Annotated in this window: 18 protein-coding genes; 10 read left to right on the top strand and 8 right to left on the bottom strand. The window is 64.6% G+C overall.

Going from position 1 to position 21337, the window contains the following annotated elements:
* Positions 1–23 precede the first annotated feature (23 nt).
* Genes OXH74_RS10495 through OXH74_RS10480 form a run of 4 tightly spaced genes read left to right on the top strand, consistent with a single transcriptional unit; the run spans position 24 to position 4495 of the window.
* Positions 24–1076 carry an extracellular solute-binding protein gene (locus OXH74_RS10495; protein WP_375741155.1) on the top strand — a complete coding sequence of 351 codons (1053 nt, stop codon included), beginning with the start codon at positions 24–26 and terminating at the stop codon, positions 1074–1076.
* 48 nt (positions 1077–1124) lie between these two features.
* Positions 1125–2321, top strand: a complete 1197-nt coding sequence (locus OXH74_RS10490; protein ID WP_375741154.1) for an amidohydrolase family protein — start codon at positions 1125–1127, stop codon at positions 2319–2321.
* On the top strand, positions 2318–3820 hold the full coding sequence (locus OXH74_RS10485) for an amidohydrolase family protein (RefSeq protein ID WP_375741153.1): 1503 nt from the start codon (positions 2318–2320) through the stop codon (positions 3818–3820). The genes OXH74_RS10490 and OXH74_RS10485 overlap by 4 nt, the downstream gene beginning before the upstream one ends.
* Before the next feature lie 12 nt (positions 3821–3832).
* Positions 3833–4495 carry a flavin reductase family protein gene (locus OXH74_RS10480; protein WP_375741152.1) on the top strand — a complete coding sequence of 221 codons (663 nt, stop codon included), beginning with the start codon at positions 3833–3835 and terminating at the stop codon, positions 4493–4495.
* Between the two features lie 184 nt (positions 4496–4679).
* Here OXH74_RS10480 and OXH74_RS10475 read toward each other — a convergent pair whose 3' ends face one another.
* Positions 4680–5546: a LysR substrate-binding domain-containing protein gene (locus OXH74_RS10475; RefSeq protein ID WP_375741151.1), complete on the bottom strand. Its 867-nt coding sequence runs from the start codon at positions 5544–5546 to the stop codon at positions 4680–4682.
* A 116-nt stretch (positions 5547–5662) separates the two neighbouring features.
* On the opposite strand from OXH74_RS10475, the gene OXH74_RS10470 reads away from it, so the two are divergent.
* A complete protein-coding gene (locus tag OXH74_RS10470) occupies positions 5663–6511 on the top strand; it encodes an EamA family transporter (RefSeq protein WP_375741150.1) in 849 nt (282 codons plus the stop codon).
* A gap of 105 nt (positions 6512–6616) precedes the next feature.
* Here the strand turns inward: OXH74_RS10470 and OXH74_RS10465 are convergent, their stop codons facing one another.
* On the bottom strand, positions 6617–6775 hold the full coding sequence (locus OXH74_RS10465; RefSeq protein ID WP_003084988.1) for a YqaE/Pmp3 family membrane protein: 159 nt from the start codon (positions 6773–6775) through the stop codon (positions 6617–6619).
* 117 nt (positions 6776–6892) lie between these two features.
* Here OXH74_RS10465 and OXH74_RS10460 point away from each other — a divergent pair, with 117 nt between their 5' ends.
* From OXH74_RS10460 to OXH74_RS10445, 4 genes are all read left to right on the top strand, one after another.
* Positions 6893–8356: a sigma-54 interaction domain-containing protein gene (locus OXH74_RS10460; RefSeq protein WP_375741149.1), complete on the top strand. Its 1464-nt coding sequence runs from the start codon at positions 6893–6895 to the stop codon at positions 8354–8356.
* 397 nt (positions 8357–8753) lie between these two features.
* Complete coding sequence (locus OXH74_RS10455; protein ID WP_375741148.1) at positions 8754–10139, top strand: GntP family permease; 1386 nt, start codon at positions 8754–8756, stop codon at positions 10137–10139.
* Positions 10140–10299: 160 nt separating this feature from the next.
* The gene (locus OXH74_RS10450; protein WP_375741147.1) at positions 10300–11868 is read left to right on the top strand and encodes an acyl CoA:acetate/3-ketoacid CoA transferase; all 1569 of its coding nucleotides are present in this window, start codon (positions 10300–10302) and stop codon (positions 11866–11868) included.
* Between the two features lie 117 nt (positions 11869–11985).
* Positions 11986–13245: an OprD family porin gene (locus tag OXH74_RS10445; RefSeq protein WP_375741146.1), complete on the top strand. Its 1260-nt coding sequence runs from the start codon at positions 11986–11988 to the stop codon at positions 13243–13245.
* 178 nt (positions 13246–13423) lie between these two features.
* On the opposite strand, the gene speB is transcribed toward OXH74_RS10445, so the two are convergent.
* Both speB and OXH74_RS10435 read right to left on the bottom strand, forming a co-directional pair.
* Positions 13424–14386 carry an agmatinase gene (gene speB / locus OXH74_RS10440; protein WP_375741145.1) on the bottom strand — a complete coding sequence of 321 codons (963 nt, stop codon included), beginning with the start codon at positions 14384–14386 and terminating at the stop codon, positions 13424–13426.
* A 73-nt stretch (positions 14387–14459) separates the two neighbouring features.
* A complete protein-coding gene (locus OXH74_RS10435; RefSeq protein WP_375741144.1) occupies positions 14460–15539 on the bottom strand; it encodes a polyamine ABC transporter substrate-binding protein in 1080 nt (359 codons plus the stop codon).
* Positions 15540–15650: 111 nt separating this feature from the next.
* Between OXH74_RS10435 and OXH74_RS10430 the strand changes: the two genes are divergently transcribed.
* Positions 15651–16574: a LysR family transcriptional regulator gene (locus OXH74_RS10430; RefSeq protein WP_375741143.1), complete on the top strand. Its 924-nt coding sequence runs from the start codon at positions 15651–15653 to the stop codon at positions 16572–16574.
* Positions 16575–16741: 167 nt separating this feature from the next.
* Here the strand turns inward: OXH74_RS10430 and OXH74_RS10425 are convergent, their stop codons facing one another.
* From OXH74_RS10425 to OXH74_RS10410, 4 genes are all read right to left on the bottom strand, one after another.
* Positions 16742–18094 (bottom strand): glutamine synthetase family protein, encoded by a 1353-nt coding sequence (locus tag OXH74_RS10425; protein WP_375741142.1) that lies wholly within the window; start codon positions 18092–18094, stop codon positions 16742–16744.
* A gap of 25 nt (positions 18095–18119) precedes the next feature.
* The gene (locus OXH74_RS10420; RefSeq protein WP_375741141.1) at positions 18120–18677 is read right to left on the bottom strand and encodes a helix-turn-helix domain-containing protein; all 558 of its coding nucleotides are present in this window, start codon (positions 18675–18677) and stop codon (positions 18120–18122) included.
* Positions 18678–18713: 36 nt separating this feature from the next.
* The gene (locus OXH74_RS10415) at positions 18714–20003 is read right to left on the bottom strand and encodes an NAD(P)/FAD-dependent oxidoreductase (protein WP_375741140.1); all 1290 of its coding nucleotides are present in this window, start codon (positions 20001–20003) and stop codon (positions 18714–18716) included.
* Between the two features lie 318 nt (positions 20004–20321).
* Positions 20322–21233, bottom strand: coding sequence for a LysR substrate-binding domain-containing protein (locus OXH74_RS10410; protein ID WP_375741139.1), 912 nt, complete (start codon positions 21231–21233; stop codon positions 20322–20324).
* Between the last annotated feature and the right edge of the window lie 104 nt (positions 21234–21337).

Here is a 21337-nt window from a genome sequence, read left to right as displayed (position 1 = left end):
GTTATTCAACCCGGAGAAAAACAATGAAGTTGAAAGCATTGCGTCATGGGGTAGCCGGTTTTGCCCTGAGCTGTTTCGCCGCGAGCTTCGCCCAGGCGGATGAGCCCAAGGAACTGTTCTTCTACAACTGGACCGACTACTACCCGGTGGAGCTGCTGGCAAAATTCGAGAAGGAGACCGGCATCAAGGTCACCATGGACGGTTACGACAGCAACGAAACCCTGCTGGCCAAGCTGCAGGCCGGCGGCGCCGCGTACGACGTGATCGTGCCGTCGCACTCAATCATGCGCACCCTGATCAAGCAGGGCTACCTGCAGGAAATCAACGCCTCCAGCCTGCCGAACTTCGTGCATGTGAAACCGGCCTTCCGCGACCCTGATTTCGATCCCGGCCGTAAGTATTCGGCGCCCTACCTCTGGGGCACGACCGGTTTCTCCTACGACAGCGCACGGGTGCCGGGCGGCAAGCTGGATGACTCCTGGAAGGAGTTCTTCGAGCCGCGTCCCGAACTGCAGGGCCAGCTCGCCGCGCTGGACACTCCCAGCAGTGTGATCAACGCCGCCAGCCACTACCTGGGCGTGGATGAGTGCAGTGAGAATCCGCAGGACGCCAAGCGCATCCTCGAGCTGCTGCAGAAGCAAAAGCCCTTCCTGAAGATGTACAGCTCCGACAACACCGTGGACCGCATGGCCTCGGGCGAGGTGATCATGATGCAGAACTGGAACGGCTCCACCGCCCGCGCCACCCTGCAGAAGAGCACCATCAAATACGTCTATCCGCGTGAAGGCGTGGCCATGTTCCAAGACAACTTCGCCGTGCCGAAAAGCGCGCCGCATCCGGGCAACGCGAAGATCTTCATCGACTGGATGATGAAACCGGAAAACGCTGCCGCCGTGTCCAACGCGATTGCCTACGCCAACGGCATCGACAGCGACAAGCTTCTCGACGCCAAGTGGAAAGTGACGGACGCCATCAACATGCCCGACGAATACACCGAACGCCTGCGTCCCGAGAAGGAATGCAGCAACCAGGCGCGCGAGCTGCAGGACCGCATCTGGTCCAAGCTCAAGGGCTGACGCTCCTACGGGAACACATCGTGCCACCACACTGCTTCAGAGGTTCCCATGGCTGATAGCTACTGGCTGCGCAACGTCCGCCCCTTGGGCGGCGCAGCCGAAGACTTCCTGATCCGTGACGGCTTGCTTGTCGAGCGCCGCCCGGCCTCTACTGGACCAGACGTAGCCGGCGATATCGACGGCGCAGGCCGGCTCATGACCCCTGCCCTGGTGGAAAGCCACATCCACCTGGACAAGACCCTCTGGGGCCAACCCTGGCGCCCCAATAGCGCCGGCCCGACACTCAAGGACTACATCGCCAACGAGCGCCGCGTACTACGCGAGGTCACCGCGCCCATCGCCGAGCGCGCCGGCGCCCTGCTGGAAAACTGCATCGCCCTTGGCTCGCTGACCATGCGTTGCCATGTGGATATCGATCCCGAATTCGGCCTGCGCCATGTCGAAGCCATGCAGGCCTTGCAGGCGCGCTACCACGACCTGATCGACCTGGAGCTGGTGGTCTTTCCGCAAACCGGGCTGGTCAGCCGCCCTGGTACCGCCGAGCTGATGCGTGAAGCCCTCGGCCTGGGCGTGGAGAACGTCGGCGGTCTCGACCCCTGTGGCATCGACAACGACCCCATCACCCAGCTCGACATCGTCTTTGGTCTCGCTGCCGAGTTCGACCGTGGGGTCGACATTCACCTGCACGACAAAGGCGAACTCGGCCTCTGGCAGATCGCCCGCATCGCCGACTACACCGAACGCTTCGCCCGTCAGGGCAAGGTGATGATCAGCCACGCCTACTGCTTAGGGATGGCGCCCTGGGGGCAAGTGCGGCCGCTGGCCGAACGCCTGGCCGCCCTCGGAATCTCCCTGATGAGTTCGGCACCGGCCGACTGCGCCGTGCCACCCTTCCTCGCCCTGCATGAGGCGGGCGTGAACCTCTGCCTGGGCTCGGACGGCATCCGCGATGCCTGGTCGCCCATGGGCAACGGCGACATGCTCGAACGTGCAATGCTTCTGGCCTTCCGCTTCGACCTGAACAAGGACGAAGAACTGGTCGCAGCCTTCGAGGCCGCCTCGAGCCACGGCGCCATGGCGCTGGGTCGTGAAGTTAATTGCCTTGTGCCCGGCCAGCGCGCCGACTTCCTGCTGCTGCCCGCGCAGAGCCTGGGTGAAGCGGTCGTCGCCCGACCGCAACGCCAGGTGTTCCGTGCCGGCCGGCTGGTCGCCGATTCGGGCCGTCTGCTGGAGAGCCGCCTGTGACCGCGCCGCGCCGCATCGGCCTCAAGGCCAGCTGCGTGGTCGGCTTCGACGGCAGTCGCCACGTGCTCTGGCGCGATGGCGAGGTGGTCATCGAAGGCGCGCGCATTCTCTTCGTCGGCCGCGGCTTTCCCGGCCCGGTCGACCAGTGGATCGACTACGGCAACGCCCTGCTCGGCCCAGGTTTCATCGACCTCGACGCCCTAGGCGATCTCGACTCCACCGTGCTCACCCTCGACAACGGCGACGAGCGCGACATGGGCCGCATGTGGTCGGCAGAGTACCTGGCCAAGGGACCGCGTGAGAGCTATAGCTTCGACGAAGAAGTATTCAAGTACCGCTACGCCTTCACCCAACTGATCCGCAACGGCATCACCACGGCCATGCCGATCACCTCTATGTACTACCGCGAGTGGGCGGAGACCTTCGACGAGTTCGCCGCCGTGGCCGGCGTGGCGGCCGAACTGGGTCTGCGCGCCTACCTCGGCCCTTGCTACATGAGCGGCATGCAATACCTACGCGCCGACGGCACCCTCGCCGAGCACTGGGATGAACCCCGCGGCCTGGCCGGATTGGACGCTGCCGAGCGCTTCTTCCGCGAATTCGATGGCAGCCACGGCGGCCTGATCCGTGGCGCCCTGCTGCCCGATCGCATCCAGACCTGCACTCCGGCGCTGCTGCAACGCACCGCCGCCCTCAGCTGCGAACTGGCCGCCCCGGTGCGCCTGCATTGCTGCCAGGGCCCCGGTGAAGTGAAGCGGGTCAAACGACTGCGTGGCCTGGCGCCGCTGGCCTGGCTGGAACACCTCGAGCTGCTCGGGCCGCGCAGCGTGCTGCCCCACGGTATCTACATCGAAGGCGATGACGACCTCGCGCGCTTAGCGGAAAACGGCTCCAGCCTGGTCCACTGCCCGGTGGTGTTCGCCCGCGACGGCGAAGCGCTGGATTCCTTCGGCCGCTACCGCGCCCACGGTGTCAACTTCGCCCTCGGTACCGACACCTGGCCGGCGGACCTATTGGACAACATGCGCCAGGGCCTGAATATCGCCCGCCTCAAGGAAGGCGGCAGCGCACAGACCAGCGCCCTCGACCTCTACAACGCTGCCACCCTCGGTGGCGCCAAGGCCCTGGGTCGCGACGACCTCGGCCGCCTGGCGCCGGGGGCATGTGCCGACATCACCGTGTTCAGCCTCGCTGGCATGCACCTCGGCCCGCTGTTCGACCCGCTGAAGAACCTGATCCTCGCCGGCCGTGGCGACGACTGCATCGCCAGCTGGATCGACGGCCGCTGCGTGATGCACGACGGCCAGGTGAACGGCGTCGACTACGCGAGTCTCCAGCACCAGGCCCAGCAGCAGTTCCACGCGCTGATGCGGAGTCACGCCACACGCGCCTTCGGCCAGCCCGACTGGCGCAGTCTGTTCCAACCGGCCATCCCCTTCGCCGATGCCTGGAGCGAAGCGCGGCCGCTCTGCACCCTCGCCAGCGCGCCCGACCAATAAAGAGAACACGCCATGCTGAGCTTCGACTTCGCCCAACTGGGCCCCCGTGAGAAATACAAGATCCTCATCGGCAGCGTGGTGCCCCGGCCTATCGCCCTGGTCACCACGGTGGATGCGCAAGGACGCGCAAATGCCGCTCCCTTCAGCTTCTTCAACGCCCTCTCCGCCGACCCGCCGATCCTTGCCTTGGGGGTGGAGAACCACGCCGACCTCGGCCCCAAGGACACCACGCGTAACATCCTGCTGAACCAGGAGTTCACCGTGAACATCGTCAGCGATGCGCTGGTGGAAGCCATGAACGTCTGCGCCGTGCCCTTCGAACCGGGCTTCGACGAACTGATTGCTGCAGGGCTGACCGCCATCCCTGGCAGCCGCGTCGGTTGCCCGCGGATCAAGGAAGCGCCTGTGGCCCTGGAATGTCGGCGCATGATGGGCCTGTCCATCGGCCAATCGCGGGAAATCATCCTCGGCGAAGTGCTGATGGCCCACGTGCGCGAAGAGCTGATCGACCCGCAGACGCTGAATATCGACCAGCTCGGGCTGGATGCCATCGGCCGCATGGGCGGGCATGGCTATGCACGGACGCGGGACTATTTCGATCTGCCGACGCGATCGCTGCAGGCGTGGAAGGAACAGCCGGGAGGTGGGGAAAGGGTATGGCCTGCGGAGTCGTAGATTGTTGCTGAATGCAGCGAAGAACAGCATTGGCGGACACCGAGCTGGCTTGGAGCATCCCTCACCCCCAGCCCCTCTCCCAACGGGAGAGGGGAGCTGGCCCCTGTGGTAAGGCATCACCCCGAGCTTCCGGCAACATCCTGCTTTGCAGACACGAGTCTCCTCTTCAGGGAGAGGAGTTGGATTAGTGAGCGTCTGCCGCCACCTCGAAGAACGCCTGCACCACTCTGAGCTCCGCATGGCGCTCCAGGCACGCCAGGAAATGCCGGCTCACCAGCCCCTCGCCCTGCAAGGGCAGCGCCCGCACACGCGAATCGCGGGGGACCTCGAGCGAATAGATGATGCTCACCCCAAGCCCCGCTGCGACCGCCTCGATCACCGCCTCGCGGCTGTTCAGCTCCAGTTCGGCACGCAGTTCCAGGCCCAGGTCCAAGCAGGCGCGCTCGAAGGTTCGACGAGTCAGCGAGGCCGGCTCGCGTTGCAGCAGCACCTCGCCGCGCAGCTCATGCAGCGCCACCTCCTCCCGCGTTCCCACCCACGAGTGATTGGCTGGCAACAACAGGCACAGGCGCGCCTCTCCCAATGGCTGAAGGAGCAGGCCTGGGCGCTCGGAGATATCGCTGATCACCGCCAGGTCGACCCGCTCGCCGTTCAGCGCGGTCAGCGTCTCCTGGGTGTTGCCCAGACGCAGGTTGATGCGCACGCCGGGATGGCGCTCGCGCATCCGCGCCAGCAGCGGCATGACCAGGTGCGGGCTGTCGGCGGCAAGCTCCAGGCGACCGGAAACCAGCGCCTGGCTGCTGTCCAGCAGGTCTTCAGCCTGGTCGGCAAGGGCGAAAAGGGCATGGCTGATGGCCGCCAGCCGCCGACCCAATTCGGTCGGTTCCACCTGCCGGGCGGTGCGCCGCAGCAGACGCACCTGGTAATGCTCTTCCAGTGCCTTTATGTGCCCGGTCACCGCCGGCTGGCTGATGCATAGCCGCTCGGCCGCACGGGTGAAACTGCCTTCGCGGACCACCGCATCGAACGCGCGAAGCTGGAAGAGATTCATGGGCAGGCCATCAGTGAGAGTTATTCGACGGATAACGATAAACGATTTGAATGATGTCTCGATGAACCCGCACCCTTGGCACCACACTTACAGCCTCTTGCGGCAGGGGATTTCACGTGTTGTCGGATACCGATCTCGCCACCCTGGTGGTCCTGCTTTCCGCCCTGATGCACGCCTCCTGGAACGCGGTGATCAAGGCTGGCAGCGACCGCCTCTCCTCCATGGCCCTGGTGGACGGCGTAGCCTTCTGCTTCAGCATTGCCCTGCTGCCGCTGGTAAGTCCGCCGCCGCCGGTAGTCTGGGGCCTGATCGGCCTGTCGGTGGTGGTGAATACCCTGTACCGGCTGCTCCTGATCCGTGCCTACCAGTTCGGCGACTTCGGCCAGGTCTACCCGGTGGTGCGCGGCCTACCGCCGCTGCTTGTGGCGCTCTGCGCCGGGCTGGTGTTCGGCGAGCACCTGTCCGGAGCCATGCAGCTGGGCATTGTGCTGATCTCACTTGGCATCCTCAGCCTGCTCTCCACCCGCCTGGAATCCCGAGCCCTGAAAGCTCTGGGCTGCGCCGCGCTGGCCGGCGCCGGGGTGGCGCTCTACACCCTGATCGATGCCCAGGGCGTGCGTCGTGCCGACAACGTGCTGCAGTTCGTGGTCTACCTGACGCTGATGCAGAGCATGACCATCCCGGTGGTGGCCTGGATGCGCCGTGGCTCGCTGGTGCTGCGCTTCGCCCAGGCCAACTGGAAAGTCGGGCTGTTCGGCGGTTTCAACTACTGCGTGGCCTACGGCCTGGTGCTTTACGCCATGACCCTGGACAACGTGGCCAAGGTCGCGGCCCTGCGCGAGAGCAGCGTCATCATCGCTGCCATCATCGCCAGCCTGGTGTTCAAGGAGCCCTTCGGCATCCGCCGCATCCTCGCGGCCTGCGTGGTCACCGCCGGCATCCTCCTGATCAAGATGGTGGATTAAGCATTTGCCCGCACCATGGGACGAGCGAAGCGATTCCCATCGATGGTGGATGCTTCGATTGATGGGTATCGCAGGCTCAATCCATCCTACGGGGCGGGCCCGCACCTAGCGTTTGGCGATGATGTACACGGCATGAACTATGCCGGGGATGTAACCGAGCAGAGTCAACAGGATATTGAGCCAGAAGGCGCCGCCGAAGCCGACCTGGAGGAAGACGCCCAGCGGCGGCAGGAGGATGGCGATGAGGATGCGGATCAGGTCCATGGAACACTCCTTGTGGGAAAGGTCATCTGCCCAGCTATCGACAGTCCTACAGGCTAGGCGTTCATTACGACAGGCCCCCATAATCGCTGCCTGATGTTTCAGCCGGATGCCCCTGCCATGCCCATCGCCTGTGAAGACCTCGACCAGCACGGCCTGATCATCGGCGTCTCCCCCGAGCGCTTCCGCGAAGTGGCGATGCCGCTGCTGTTCGACCACCTCGATGCCCAGTGCGAGGGCACCATCGCGGTGAACCGCCAGGCGCGCATCGTCTGGATCAACGACAAGTACGCCGCCAAGGTCGGCATCACGGACCCGCGCAGCGTACTCGGCAAGGAAATCGAGGAAGTGCTGCCGGCCAGCCGCCTGCGCGAAGTGGTGCAGAGCGGCCAGCCGAGCATGCTCGACCTGATGGCCTTCGGTGACGAGCACTTCGTGGTCACCCGCATTCCACTGCGCGACGCGGACGGCACCCTGGTCGGCGCACTGGGCTTCGTGCTGTTCGACCGCGCCCGCCACCTGCAGCCGCTCATGGCCAAGTACAACCAGTTGCAGACCCAACTGGCCGCCACCCAGCGCGAACTGGCCAAGGCCCGCCGCGCACGCTATACCATCGCAGGGTTCATCGGCACCAGCGCCGCCGCCAGCGAAGTGAAACGCCAGGCACGCCGCGCCGCGCAGCTCGACGCCACGGTGCTGCTGCGCGGCGAAACCGGCACTGGCAAGGAGCTGCTGGCCCAGGGCATCCACAACCTGTCGCTGCGCGCCAACGGGCCTTTCGTTGCGGTGAACGTGGCGGCGATTCCTGAATCCCTGGTGGAAGCCGAACTCTTCGGCACCGCTCCGGGCGCCTTCACCGGTGCCGAGCGCCGCGCTCGTGCTGGCAAGTTCGAGCTGGCCGATGGCGGCACACTGCTCCTCGATGAGATCGGCGACCTGCCGCTGCCCCTGCAGGCGAAGATGCTACGCGTGTTGCAGGAGCAGGAGGTGGAACCTCTGGGCTCCAACCAGGTGAAAGCGCTGAACGTGCGAGTGATCGCCGCTACCCACGTGGACCTTGAAGCCAAGGTGGCGGCCGGGCAGTTCCGCGAAGACCTCTACTACCGCCTCAACGTCCTCACCCTGCGCCTGCCCCCGCTGCGCGAACGTCGCGAAGACCTGCCCGCGCTGATCGAGCACCTGCTGGACGACATCGCCAACCGCTCCAGCCAGCCGCCGCTGGAACTAGCCGACGACGCCCTGCAACTCCTCCAGGCCCAGCCCTGGCCGGGCAATGTGCGCGAGCTGCGCAACCTGCTGGAACGGGCGCAGATGAGCAGCGATAGCGGCCCGCTGGGCACCCGCGCCATCCGCCCGCTGCTGGTGGACCCGGTGCCTGCTGCAAGCGCGCCAGCAGCAGCCCTGGCCACTCCCGTAGCGCCGACCCGTGAGGTCCGGCCTTTGTCCGAAAGCCTTGCTGCCGCCGAGCGCCAGGCGATCCTCGACGCCCTGGCCGCCTGCAATGGCAACCGCACCCAGGCCGCAGAACGCCTGGGGATCGCCCGGGCGAGCCTGTACAACAAGCTGCAGGTGCATGGCCTTTGATAGGTGTGGGCGCAAATTCATTCGCAAAGGGCCGCAGAGCAGCCCCTGAAGGACCAAAAGCGCAGGCCTATGGGCTGCTTTGGGAATGAATTCGCCCCCACATGAAAAGCAATCAAGGCTAATGGATTTGTCCAGAAGTATGGACAGGCGTCCATACAATTGGACACAGTCCAGAATTCTGGACAGCTCAATTCCCTAGCGCGCCTCGACCAGTATTCACCAGTTTCGTCGACAACCCTCGATCCACAGCCCTTTCTCCCACTACGACCAAAGTCGTAATCCGTCTTGGCACAGCTTTCGCTGTTATGCCTGCATGGCCGCCGACCTGCCTGAATTGCGCGGCCGCTGAACAGGCCGCCTCGAGGCGGCTGAAAACAACAACAAGAAGGAAGTCCCCATGGGCACCCTAGGTATCCTGATTTCGCTTGCGCTGTTGATGTACCTCGCCTACCGCGGCATCAACGTCCTGATTCTCGCCCCGTTGCTGGCCCTGCTTGCCGTGCTTTTCGCCGGTGACGTTGCATTGATGCTGCCGACCTACACCCAGGTCTTCATGAAAGCCCTGGGCGGCTACCTGATCCAGTTCTTCCCACTGTTCCTGCTCGGCGCCATCTTCGGCAAGTTGATGGACGACTCCGGCTCGGCCCGCGCCATTGCCCAAGGCATCGTCACCAAGCTGGGCCGCGAGCGGGCCATCCTCGCCATCGTCCTGGCCTGCGGCCTGCTGACCTACGGCGGCGTCTCGCTGTTCGTGGTGGCCTTCGCGGTCTACCCGATCGGTACCGCGCTGTTCCGCGAGGCGGGCATTCCCAAGCGTCTGCTGCCGGGCGCCATTGCCCTAGGCGCCTTCACCTTCACCATGACCGCGTTGCCCGGCACCCCGGCAATCCAGAACGCCATCCCCAGCCCGTTCTTCGGCACCGACGCCTTCGCCGCGCCGATCCTCGGACTGATCGGCGGCCTGATGATGCTCGGCCTCGGCAGCTGGTGGCTGAGCGCCCAAGCGCGGCAACTGATGGCTGCCGGCGAGGGCTACGGAAGCCACAAGGACGACACCCTGGAGCTGACCGGGGTGCCGAATACCGGCTTCTGGATCGCCCTGCTGCCAATTCTGCTGGTGATCGCGTTGAACTTCGTGATGGCCAAGCAAGTGCTGCCCACCGTCGACACCAGCTACCTGGCCAAGCCCGAGTTCGGTGGCTTGCAGGACGCCAAGTCGCTGATCGGTATCTGGTCGATCATCGTTGCCCTGGCGGCAGCCGTGTTGCTTTTGGTCGGCCTGCACTGGAAGCGCTGGGTCGACCTCAAGCAGAGCGTCAACGAAGGCACCTTCGGCTCCATGCTGCCGATCCTCAACACCGCATCCGAAGTGGGTTACGGCTCGGTGATCGCCTCCCTGGCCGGCTTCGTGGTGATCCGCGACCTGGTGCTGAGCGTGCCGGGCAACCCGCTGGTGTCCGAAGCCGTAGCGGTGAATATCCTCGCCGGCATCACTGGTTCGGCCTCGGGCGGCATGTCCATCGCCCTCAAGACCCTGGGCGCGCAATACCTGGCGATGGCCAACGCCGCCGGCATCAGCCCCGAGTTGCTGCACCGCGTTGCCGCCATGGCCTCCGGCTGCATGGACACCCTGCCGCACAACGGTGCGGTGATCTCGCTGCTGGCCATCTGCAAGCTGACCCACCGCGACTCGTACAAATTCATCTTCATGAACACCGTGATCTTCCCACTGATGGCGCTCACCGTGGTGATCACCCTGGGCAGCCTGTTCGGGAGTTTCTGATCAGCTTTGTGGCTTTGTGGGGGCGAATTCATTCGCTAAGCAGGCCGAAGGGCTGCCCTTGTGATCCTTATGGGGCCGCTGCGCAGCGCTTAGCGATTGAAATCGCCCCCACAGGAAAAGCAGAGCCTTCATCCCCAGATCAATCCGCTCGAGGTAAACCATGAGCAAAGTGATGAGCGCCGCCGAGGCGGTGGCGCGAATTCCGGATAACGCCAACCTGGCCAGCGGCGGCTTCGTTGGCATCGGCTTCGCCGAGGAAGTCGCCATCGCCCTGGAGCAGCGCTTCCAGGTCGAGCAAGCACCGCAGGGCCTGACCCTGGTGTATGCCGCAGGCCAGGGCGACGGCAAAGGCCGCGGCCTCAACCACCTGGCCCATGAAGGTCTGGTGCGTCGGGTGATCGGCGGCCATTGGGGTCTGGTGCCGGGGCTGCAGAAGCTGGCGGTGGAAAACCGCATCGAGGCCTACAACCTGCCCCAGGGCGTGATCTCGCAGCTGTTCCGCGACATCGCCGCGGGCAAGCCTGGGCAGCTGTCCAAGGTGGGCCTGGGCACCTTCGTCGACCCTGCATTCGGCGGTGGCAAGCTCAATGAGCGGACCACCGACGACCTGGTGCGGCGCATGCCCATCGATGGTGAGGACTACCTGTTCTACAAGACCTTCCCGATCAACGTCGGAGTGATCCGCGCTACCAGCGCGGACGAGGACGGAAACCTTTCCATGGAACGCGAGGCACTGACCATCGAGAGCCTGGCCATCGCCATGGCCGCGCGCAATTCGGGCGGTCTGGTCATTGCCCAGGTGGAACGCGTCGTAGCGCGCGGCTCGCTCAACCCGCGAGAGGTGAAAGTGCCCGGCATCCTGGTCGACTGTGTGGTGGTGGCTCGCGCGGAAAACCACCAGCAGACCTTCGCCACCACTTACAACCCGGCCTTCGCCGCCGAGGTGCAGGTGCCCACCGACAGCCTGGCGCCGATGCCGCTGGACCTGCGCAAGCTGATCGCTCGCCGGGCCGCTCTGGAGCTGCCGCCCGGTGCCGTGGTCAACCTCGGCATCGGCATGCCTGAAGGCGTGGCCGCGGTGGCCGCCGAGGAAGGCGTGATCGACCTGCTGACGCTGACCGCCGAGCCCGGCGTGATCGGTGGCGTGCCGGCCTCCGGCCTGGACTTCGGCGCAGCGAGCAACCACGCCGCTCTGATCGACCAGCCCTACCAGTTCGACTTCTACGACGGCGGCGGCCTGGACATCGCCTTTCTGGGCCTGGCCCAGGCCGATGCAGAAGGCAACCTCAACGTCTCCAAGTTCGGCTCGCGACTGGCCGGTGCCGGCGGCTTCATCAACATCAGCCAGAACGCCAAGGCGGTGGTCTTTGTCGGGACGTTCACCGCCGGGCCGCAGGACATCCGCATCGAAGACGGCGCCCTGCGCATCCTCCAGGATGGCGCGGTACACAAGTTCGTGCGCCAGGTGGAGCACCGCACCTTCGCCGGCCGGCTCGCCGCCGAATCCGGCAAGCCGGTGCTCTACGTCACCGAGCGCTGCGTGTTCCGCCTGACCCTTGAGGGCCTGGAACTGATCGAAATCGCCCCGGGCGTGGACCTGGAACGGGACATCCTCGACCGCATGGATTTCGTTCCTATCGTGCGGGAGCCGAAGCGGATGGACTCGCGGCTGTTCCGCGAGGAACGCCTCGGCCTACGCGGGCTGATCGGAGGCGAAAGCCTCAGCTGAGTTTGAGCGTGAAACGCGGGCTCGTTCTGAGCCCGTGTCTTTTTCCCTGATCTCCGCCTCTGGCCACGTGCCGGAGCGGGCAACGCTGTGCGCAAAACAACAAGAAGAGGAATCACCATGGATCGCAAGCCCTTCACCCTCGCCCTCTGCGGCACCGCTGCCCTGGCCCTGTGCGGCCCGGCCAGCGCGGAGTTCATCAAGGACTCCAAGGCCAGCCTCGAACTACGCAATTTCTACTTCAACCGTGATTTCCGCCAGGAAGGTGCCAAGCAGAACAAGGCCGAAGAATGGGCCCAGGGCTTTCTGCTGCGCTATGAATCGGGGTACACCGAGGGCCCGGTCGGGGTGGGCGCCGACGCCCTTGGCCTGCTCGGCCTGAAGCTCGACTCCAGCCCCGACCGGGTCGGCACTGGGCTGCTGAAGTCTGACCGCGAAGCCCCCAACCGTGCCCAGGACGAATATGGCGAACTCGGCCTGACCGCCAAGCTGCGCGCCTCGCAAAGCACGCTGAAGGTCGGCACCTTGCTGCCCAAGTTGCCGGTGGCCCTGCATAACGACAGCCGCCTGCTGCCGCAGACCTTCCGAGGCGCCTGGCTGAATTCGGCGGAGGTGGAAAACCTCAGCCTGGACCTCGGCCGCTTCGACCGCATCAACCAGCGCAACTCCTCCGACAACGAAGAGATGACCGTCTTCAACGGCGGCAACCGCAACATTACCCTGGGCTCGACCAAGACCACCGACCAGTTCGACTTCGCCGGCGCCACCTACAAGTGGACGCCGAACCTCAGCACCGCCTATCACTACGGCGGCCTCGACGGCCTTTACCAGCAGCATTACCTGACGTTCAACCACCTGTTGCCGATTGCCGATGGCCAGGCGTTGAAGACCGACCTGCGCTGGGCACGCAGCACCGACGATGGCGGCAGCAACGTGGACAACACCGCAATCGGCGCGCTGTTCACCTACAGCTTCGGTGCCCACGCGTTCGGCCTCGGCTATCAGCGGATGAGCGGCGACACCGGCTTCGCCTACATCAACGGCACCGACGCCTACCTGGTGAACCTGGTGCAGATCAATGACTTCGGCAACGAAGACGAACGCTCCTGGCAGGCGCGTTACGACTACAACTTCACCGCCCTGGGGATTCCCGGCCTGACCTTCATGACCCGCTATTTGGCAGGTGACAACGTTGACCTGCGCGGCGTGGCCGGAGAAGGCGAGGAATGGGAACGCAACACCGACATTGCCTACGTGGTGCAGAGCGGACCGCTGAAGAATGTCGGGATCAAGTGGCGTAACGCGAGCACGCGGAGCAACTTCGGCAGTGATATCGATGAGAACCGGTTGATCCTGAGTTATACGTTGGCGCTTTGGTGAGACCGGATCTGAATTTGCCGGCGGCTCGGACGGCTCCCACTCCCTCAGGAGCGGGGCGCGTAGCCAGGGTTGGAATGAGGGCAGCTTCCCCTCACTTGGAATACCGTGCCAATCCGTAGTGCCCTCACCCCCGCCCCCTCTCCCAAAGGGAGAGGGGTGATTCTCGTCGGCATGGCCGCTACCGCATCCCCAATTTATGCCGCGCCGCATACAGGCACACCATTTCCATCGCCAGGGTCGCGCCGGCCAGGGCGGTGACTTCGGCATTGTCGTAGGGCGGCGCCACTTCCACGACATCCATCCCCACCAAATTGATGCCACGCAGCCCGCGGAGGATTTCCAGGGCCTGGTGACTGGTGAGGCCGCCGCACACCGGCGTGCCGGTGCCGGGGGCGAAGGCGGGGTCCAGGCAGTCGATGTCGAAGGTCAGGTACACCGGGTTGTCGCCGACCCGCGCACGAATACGTTCGGCAATCTGCTCCGGGGTGTGGCGGTGCACTTCGCGCGCATCCAGCACCTGGAAGCCCATCACGTCGTCATTGGTGGTGCGCAGGCCGATCTGCACCGAGCGCGCCGGGTCCACCAGTCCCTCGCGGGCGGCGTGGTAGAACATGGTGCCGTGGTCGATACGCTTCACCTCTTCGTCCGGCCAGGTGTCGCTGTGGGCGTCGAAGTGGATCAGCGACAGCGGGCCGTGCTTCGCAGCGTGGGCCTTGAGCAGCGGGTAGCTGATGAAGTGATCGCCGCCCAGGGTGAGCATGGCGGCGCCGGACTCGAGAATGCGCGCGGCATGGGCCTGGACGATTTCCGGGGTGGCCTGCGGAGTGCCATGGTCGAAGGCGCAGTCACCGTAATCGATCACCGCGAGGTGGTCGAAGGGGTCGAACTCCCAGGGGTAATGGCGAGCCCAGGCCATCTGCACCGAGGCGGCGCGGATCGCACGCGGCCCGAAGCGGCTGCCGGGGCGGTTGGTGGTGGCGGTGTCGAAGGGCACGCCGCTTACCACCAGGTCGACGCCGCGCAGGTCGCGGCTGTAGCGCCGGCGCATGAAGCTGGTGATGCCGGCGTAGGTGGATTCGGCGGCCGTGCCATAGAGGCTGTCACGGGTAATGGCCTGGTCGTTTTCGAAGGCGTGGTCCATCTCATCGGTCTCCATTGATTCCCCTCTCCCTCTAGGGCGAAGGGTGGGGTGGTGCGAGGTAATTGAAGGCTGCTCAATATTGGGTACGGAAACTGGTCCAGATCCGCGTGCGTGCGCGCTGGTCTTTCAACGACTGGATCTGCTCGCTGAACAGACGGTCGCGCACGACCTTGCTTGGGTAGATGTCCGGGTCGCCGGAAACCTCGGGGTCGAGCAACGGGGTTGCCGCCTTGTTCGCATTGGCGAAGAACTGGCTGTTGGTCAGTTCGGCAATGGCCTCGGGGCGCAGCATGAAGTCGATGAAGGCATGGGCGGCCTCGGGGTGCGGGGCATCGGCCGGGATCACCATGGTGTCGAACCAGATCAGCGTGCCTTCACTCGGGATGCGGTAGATCAGCTCGAACGGCATCTTCGCCTCGCGGGCCTGGTCGGCTGCGATAGCGGCATCGCCGTTGTAGGTCAGCGCCAGGCAGATCTCACCCTTGGCCAGGTCATTGATGTGGCGGCCGGAGCCGACGTAGCGCACGTTCGGCTGCAACTGGGCGAACAGCGCCTGCACGGCTTTGAGATCGGCCTTGTCAGTGCTGTAGGGATCTTCCCCGAGGTAATGCAGGGCAATGCTGATCACCTCCTGCGGCGAATCGATCACGGCGATGCCACAGTCCTTCAGGCGGCTGGCGTATTCCGGCTTGAACAGCAGGTCGAGGCTGTTCAGCGGCGCATCGGGGATACGCTTGGTCACAGCGTCCTTGTTGATGCCAAGGCCCACGGTGCCCCAGGTGTAGGGCACGCCGAAGCGGTTATCCGGGTCGACCGTGGCTAGCTTGGCCAGCAGTTCCTGGTCGAGGTTGGCGAAGTGCTTGAGCCGCTCGCGCTGTACCGGTTGCACGGCCTGGGCCTTGATCGCCCGGGCCAGGCCGCTGCTGGCGGGGAAGACCACGTCGTAGCCGCTGCCGCCGGTCAGCAGCTTGGCGTCCAACGCTTCGGCACTGTCGAAGATGTCGTATTTCACCTCGATGCCGCTCTCGTCCTTGAAGTGCTGCAGGGCCTGCGGCGGGACGTAGGCGGACCAGCTGTAGAGGTTCAGGACCTTGTCTTCCGCGTGCACGGGCAGCACGCAGGCGAACAGGGCAAGCAACAGGGGAAAACGCATGGCGGAGCTCCTGGTATCTGGCAGGTGGAGCCATGCTGCGCCGGGCTTTGCTTTGAATAAATATGAAGTGTTCTACTTTGGCATCTACAGCCATCAATGTTTGGTGTCACCATGCTCAGCCAGCTCCATGACCTTGACCTGCAACTGTTACGGATCTTCATCTGTGTGGCGGAGAGCGGCGGCTTCAGTGCGGCCCAGGGCGAACTCGGCATTGGTCAGTCCACCATCAGCACACAGATGGCCAAGCTGGAGACGCGCCTGGGCTTTCGCCTCTGCGAACGTGGCAAGGCGGGCTTCCGCCTGACGCCCAAAGGCGAGCAGGTGCTGGCCGCCACGCGTAGACTGTTCGGGGCCATCGAGACCTTCAAGGGCGAGGCACAAGGCATGGCTGACCTGCTATTGGGGGAGCTGCGCATCGGCCTGTCGGAATCGCTCGACGATCAGGTGTTGCAACGCCTGGGCGCGGCCATCGGGCGCTTTCGCCAGCGCAACCAGGCGGTGCAGTTCGAGCTGATCAGCGCCATGCCCGCCGAGCTGGAACGGCGGCTGCTGCAGGATCAGTTGCACCTGGCCATCGGCTACTTCTCCGGCAGCCAGGCGGCGCTGGACTACCTGCCGCTGTTCAGTGAGCAGCAGCGATTGTATTGCGGGGTTGGGCATCCGCTGTTCGGGCGTGGAACGGCCGAACTGGATGATCTGGCCGCCTGCGACCGCGTGCACCACCCCTACCGATTCGGCGAAAGCCACGAACCCTTCCAGAGCGCCAGCAGCAGCGCCCGCACCGAGCAGGTCGAAGGCTGCCTCGCATTCATCCTCTCCGGTGCCCATATCGGCTATCTGCCCGAGCACATCGCTGCGCCCTGGGAGGCTGCGGGACGGTTACAGGCCTTGCTGCCGGAGCAGACAGGATTTCGCGTGCAATTCCACCTGACGCGCCATCGCGGCCGGCAGCCGAGCGAGGCGCAGGTGGCGTTCGTGGAAGACTTGATTGGGGTATTCGGGGAGGCTGCCCTCTCCCCCGCCCTCTCCCCCTGAAGAGGAGAGGGGGTTCTGTCCATGTCAGCTCCAACCTCTGGGGCCGTCATCACTCCGTGCGGGCGATGAGCGTGGGATGGGATGAGCAATGCGATACCCTTCGCTGACTCGGACTGATGGGTATCGCTGCGCTCAACCCATCCTACGGCCCCGCATTGGTTTGGCGGTTACATGTACCAGCGGTACTCCCGAGCGCTGACCTCGTTCATGAAGTCCAGATACTCCTGGCGCTTGTTCTCGCAGTAGACCATCACGAACTCCGAGCCGAGCCCCGCGTTGACCACGGAATGGCTGCGCATGGCCGCCACGGCGGTAAGCATGTCCTTGGGGAAGTCGATGCCGCTGGAACGATCTTCGTTGAGCGGGGCGATGGGTTCGCGGGCTGTGTCCAGGCCGTGCTCCATGCCGGTGAGGATAGCCGCTAGGACGAGGTAAGGGTTGGCGTCGGCGCCGGCCAGGCGGTGCTCGATACGCAGGTTGCGGCCGTCGGATTCGGGGATGCGGATGCACGCATCACGGTCTTCGAAGCCCCAGCTGGCGCGGCTGGCGGCGTTGACCATGGCGCCGTAGCGGCGGAAGGCATTGTGGTTGGCGGCGAAGATCGGCATGCAGTGTGGCAACAGATCCAGGCAGCCGGCCACGGCGTGGCGTAGCGCACGCTGACCATTGCCGGCCAGCAGGTTGTTGCCTTCGCGATCATAGAGGCTGACGTGGACGTGCATGCCACTGCCTGGCGCATGCAGGTAGGGCTTGCTCATGAAGCTGGCGCGGTGGCCGTGCTTGAGGGCGACGCCACGGGTGCTGCGGCAGAACAGGGCGGCCCAGTCGGCGGCCTTGAGGCCGTCGTCGCAGTGGCCGAAGTTGATCTCGAACTGACCTGGTCCCAGCTCGGCGGTGATGACGTTGGCCGCCACGCCCTGCTCATTGGCCGCCTCGACCATTTCATGCAGCACATTGGAGAAGCGCGACAGGCGCTCGATGTGCATGTTCGGCTGGTCGTCCTCGTCCTCGCAGAGCGGGTCGCGCGGGAAAGCCGGCAGACCGTCCTTGAGCTTGCGGTCGAACAGGTAGAACTCCAGCTCGAAGGCCACCACCGGGCGGATGCCGCGCTTCTCCAGACGCTGGAGCACGCGCGCCAGCACCTCGCGCGGTTCGAACTCGATCGGCGCCTCGGTGCCGTCGGAGCTGATCAGCATCTGACCCAGTGGCTCCTTCTCCCAGCGCACCGGCTTGAGGGTGCCGGGGATCAGGCGGCGCGGGGCATCCGGGTCGCCGTCGTTGAAGCAGTAGTCACCGATCGGGTAGAGCCCACCCTGGGTGCCCAGCAGCACGCAGTTCTGCGGCACCTTGAGTGGGCTGCCAGCGGCCACCTTCTCCACCATCTCCACGGGGTAGCGCTTACCGTAGAAATGGCCCGGGATGTCCAGGCAGATCAGGTCGATATAGCGCACCTCAGGGTATTGGGCACGGAAGGCACGTACTTCGCTGAGCAGATCGGGGTACTGATTTGTTGTTGTCATCACAGCAGTCCTGCGGATCGGGGGTTCAGGTGAACACCCACAACACCCGCGTTGGTTTGTCGGAAAGATTGGCGTAGCGGAACTGGGCGTGGGATGGCAGCTGGAAGCTGTCATTCGGATACAGGGTTACCGGATCTTCATCATCGCCGTGCCAGATGGTCAGCTCCCCCTCGAGGACGAAACCACCCTGCTCCGAGCTGTCGTCCAGATGACCTTCGCCGCTGGTAGCGCCGGGTTCGAGAAAGCTTTCGAGCATGGAGAAACCGGCCGACATGTTGGGTGAGGCCAGCACGTCGGTGATGCCGCCGGCGTAGTAGAGCGTGCGGCGCTCGCCGGGGCGGGTCACCCAACGCAGTTCGCGCGGCTTGCTCAGGCTGTAGAAGTAGGTGGTCGGCACGCCGAGGGCTTCGCTGATGGCGGTGAGGTCAGCCACGGTGGGGCGCGACAGGCCGCGCTCTACCTGGGACAGGAAGCCCACGGAGCGGTCGATCCGCGTAGCGAGGTCGCCCAGGGTCACATTCTTGTGCTTGCGCAGGTCGCGAATCAGGATCGCGAGGCCTTCGATTTCGTCTTGCTTGTCCATCTGTATTCCTTAGAGCCAGCCTTCGACCGCGCGAACTTAAATCACATCACGCAGGCGGTACCAGGCCTTGCCCGCTGCTTCCAACGGCGCGGCGAGCAACGAGCCGCCCGGGAAGCGCGGGTTGCCAATGGCCTGGTAGAGCCCGAGCAAGTCGTCATCGCCGAGGATGGCATCGGCCACTGCGCGGGCGCCGGCCAGCGTCGGCAGCACGCCATGCCCGGAGAAGCCCTGCAGCCAGTAACGCTGGCCCCGGCGGCCGATGTCGGGGGTGCGCTTCATGCTGACGTCGATATGGCCGCCCCAACCGAACTCGATCTCCACACCTTGCAGCTGCGGGAACACCCGCTCCAGATACGGACGCGTGGCGGCTGGAACGTCTTTCGGCAGGCCACCCAGGTAGGTGCAGCCACCGCCGAACAGCAGGCGGTGGTCCGGCGTCAGGCGGAAATAATCGGGGACGAACTGGTTGTCGATCACACAGCTGTTGCGCGGCAGCAGCGAGCGCGCCAGTTCCGGGTCCAGCGGCGCGGTGGCCACCTGATAAGAGCCCACCGGCAGCAGGCGGCTGGAGAGCTGGCGATCGAGGCGATCGACGTAGGCATTACAGGCCATCACCAGCACTTCGCCACGCACTTCGCCCTTGGCGGTGCGGGCCACGTAGCCGGTCGGTGTTTCGCGGTATTCCAGCACCTGGCTCTGTTCATAGATGTGCCCGCCGTCAGCCTCGATAGCGGCAGCGAGGCCCTGGGCCAGCTTCAGCGGGTTGAGATGCGCAGCTTCCGGGTCATAGAGCGCGGCTTGGTAGCGCGGGCTGTCGATCCACTCGGGCAGTTCGTCGCGGCCGATCAGGCGCATCTGGTCGTAGCCCCATTTGTGGATCGCATCTTCCTGGGCTTCTTCCAGCAGTTTGACCCGACGCTGCTGCACTGCTGTCCACAGGCTGCCGACGCGGTAGTCGACATCGAAACCATGGCGTTGCGGTAGCTCGCGCATCTCAAGGGCGGCCCAGCGCATGCTGTCCCACAGACGGCGGGTACGCTCCAGGCCGAGGACCTTCTCCAGCGGTGGCATATCGCAGGACCAGCCCAGCAATGCCTGGCCACCGTTGCGTCCGGAGGCCGCCCAGGCCACACGACTGGCTTCCAGCAAGGTCACGCGCTTGCCGGCCTGGATCAGGCGCAACGCGGTGTGCAGGCCGCTGAAGCCGGCGCCGATGATCAGGACCTCAGTGTCTTCACTACCCGACAGGGTTGGGCGCAGCGGAATGCTGCCCGGATAGGTGCGGGCGTAGTAGGTGCCGACATGCTGGGCGGACTGCTTGAACATGAAAGCCTCGTGAAATTATTGAAATTAAATTTCATGAAAAAATACACGAGATAATTCATAACGCCAAGCCCGAGCGTTCGAAATAAGCAACATTTGATTCATCCTTGCAGGCGTGCCAACGGCTATGACCAACAATTAATGACCACGGACGCCACAATACCCAGTCAAAGGTGGAGAAAATTTCAGACAGCCGGAACGGATCAGCGCAACCGGGGCTGCTTGGCAGGACTGAACTCCCCTCTCCCATTAGGAGAGGGGCTGGGGGTGAGGGAAGGCGAGCACAGTGACTGATTCACAGAATGAATTCGTTCCTGCAATTCAGTCTTTTCGCTCAGCCCAGGTCTCTTGTTTCAAGCAATCCGCTACGTAATCAAGAAAACAGGTAATGCGCGAAGCCAGTGCGGTGTTTCGGTAGTACACGGCATTGATCGGCTGGCGCACTTCCAGCGTGTCGACAGCCAGCACCTGCACCAGGTGCCCCTCGACGCGGTCGGTCTGGGTCATGAATTCGGACAGGCAAACCAGTCCAGCACCCGCCAGGGCCAAGTGGCGCAGAGTCTCGCCGCTGGAAGCCTTGATGGCCGGGGTGATCGGCAAGCCATCGCCCTGGGCATGGCGCAAGGGCCAGACGTTAAGGCTTTCCGGCTGGGTGAAGCCCAGTAGAGCGTGCCCTGCCAGATCGTCGACGCGCTCGGGCGTGCCATGCGCCTGCAGGTAGGCGGGGCTCGCCAGCACGCAGATGCGACTACTACCGAGGGGCCGTGCATGCAGGGTGGAATCGCGCAACGTGCCGATGCGGATGGCGACGTCGGTGCGCTGCTCGATCAGGTCGATAATCTGCTCGCTGCTGTGCAACTCCAGTTCGATTTCCGGGTAGCGCGCGCGAAAGCCCGCCACCAGCGGCACCAGCACATGCAGGACGAAAGGCGACGCGGCGTTCACTCGCAGGCGCCCCGCCGGCCTCTGCCGACGCAGGGCCATCTGCTCCTCGGCCTCCTCGACCGAGGCGAGAATACGCCGCGCCTGGACGAGGAACGCCTCGCCCTCTTCGGTGAGCTCCAGGCGCCGGGTGGTGCGGTGCACCAGAGTGACGTCGAGCTTGTCCTCCAGCCGGCTGAGAGCGCGGCTGACACCCGAAGCGGTCTGCGCCAGGTGCTCGGCGGCGGCCGTGATGGACCCGGTATCGACCACCGTGGTGAACGCTTGCAATTCGTCTAACGTGGTTCTCATTCATGACCTCCAGGCAAGGATCAACGCCTAGATATCTGCTTTTCCGGCAAGAGTCGAGAGCCAGCGGGTGACGGCTTCGACAGATGCAACTACCCTCCTCCCTG

Source organism: Metapseudomonas boanensis, from assembly GCF_042232855.1.
In the GTDB taxonomy this organism is placed as follows: domain Bacteria; phylum Pseudomonadota; class Gammaproteobacteria; order Pseudomonadales; family Pseudomonadaceae; genus Metapseudomonas; species Metapseudomonas boanensis.
The sequence above is the reverse complement of the archived record's forward strand: the minus strand, read 5'-3'. Positions and strand labels throughout refer to the sequence as shown.

Coding starts and splice junctions, on each gene's coding strand:
- OXH74_RS10495 (WP_375741155.1), top strand. CDS start 24: ATGAAGTTGAAAGCATTGCGTCATGGGGTAGCCGGTTTTGCCCTGAGC.
- OXH74_RS10490 (WP_375741154.1), top strand. CDS start 1,125: ATGGCTGATAGCTACTGGCTGCGCAACGTCCGCCCCTTGGGCGGCGCA.
- OXH74_RS10480 (WP_375741152.1), top strand. CDS start 3,833: ATGCTGAGCTTCGACTTCGCCCAACTGGGCCCCCGTGAGAAATACAAG.
- OXH74_RS10475 (WP_375741151.1), bottom strand. CDS start 5,546: ATGAATCTCTTCCAGCTTCGCGCGTTCGATGCGGTGGTCCGCGAAGGC.
- OXH74_RS10465 (WP_003084988.1), bottom strand. CDS start 6,775: ATGGACCTGATCCGCATCCTCATCGCCATCCTCCTGCCGCCGCTGGGC.
- OXH74_RS10460 (WP_375741149.1), top strand. CDS start 6,893: ATGCCCATCGCCTGTGAAGACCTCGACCAGCACGGCCTGATCATCGGC.
- OXH74_RS10455 (WP_375741148.1), top strand. CDS start 8,754: ATGGGCACCCTAGGTATCCTGATTTCGCTTGCGCTGTTGATGTACCTC.
- OXH74_RS10450 (WP_375741147.1), top strand. CDS start 10,300: ATGAGCAAAGTGATGAGCGCCGCCGAGGCGGTGGCGCGAATTCCGGAT.
- OXH74_RS10445 (WP_375741146.1), top strand. CDS start 11,986: ATGGATCGCAAGCCCTTCACCCTCGCCCTCTGCGGCACCGCTGCCCTG.
- speB (WP_375741145.1), bottom strand. CDS start 14,386: ATGGACCACGCCTTCGAAAACGACCAGGCCATTACCCGTGACAGCCTC.
- OXH74_RS10435 (WP_375741144.1), bottom strand. CDS start 15,539: ATGCGTTTTCCCCTGTTGCTTGCCCTGTTCGCCTGCGTGCTGCCCGTG.
- OXH74_RS10430 (WP_375741143.1), top strand. CDS start 15,651: ATGCTCAGCCAGCTCCATGACCTTGACCTGCAACTGTTACGGATCTTC.
- OXH74_RS10425 (WP_375741142.1), bottom strand. CDS start 18,094: ATGACAACAACAAATCAGTACCCCGATCTGCTCAGCGAAGTACGTGCC.
- OXH74_RS10420 (WP_375741141.1), bottom strand. CDS start 18,677: ATGGACAAGCAAGACGAAATCGAAGGCCTCGCGATCCTGATTCGCGAC.
- OXH74_RS10415 (WP_375741140.1), bottom strand. CDS start 20,003: ATGTTCAAGCAGTCCGCCCAGCATGTCGGCACCTACTACGCCCGCACC.
- OXH74_RS10410 (WP_375741139.1), bottom strand. CDS start 21,233: ATGAGAACCACGTTAGACGAATTGCAAGCGTTCACCACGGTGGTCGAT.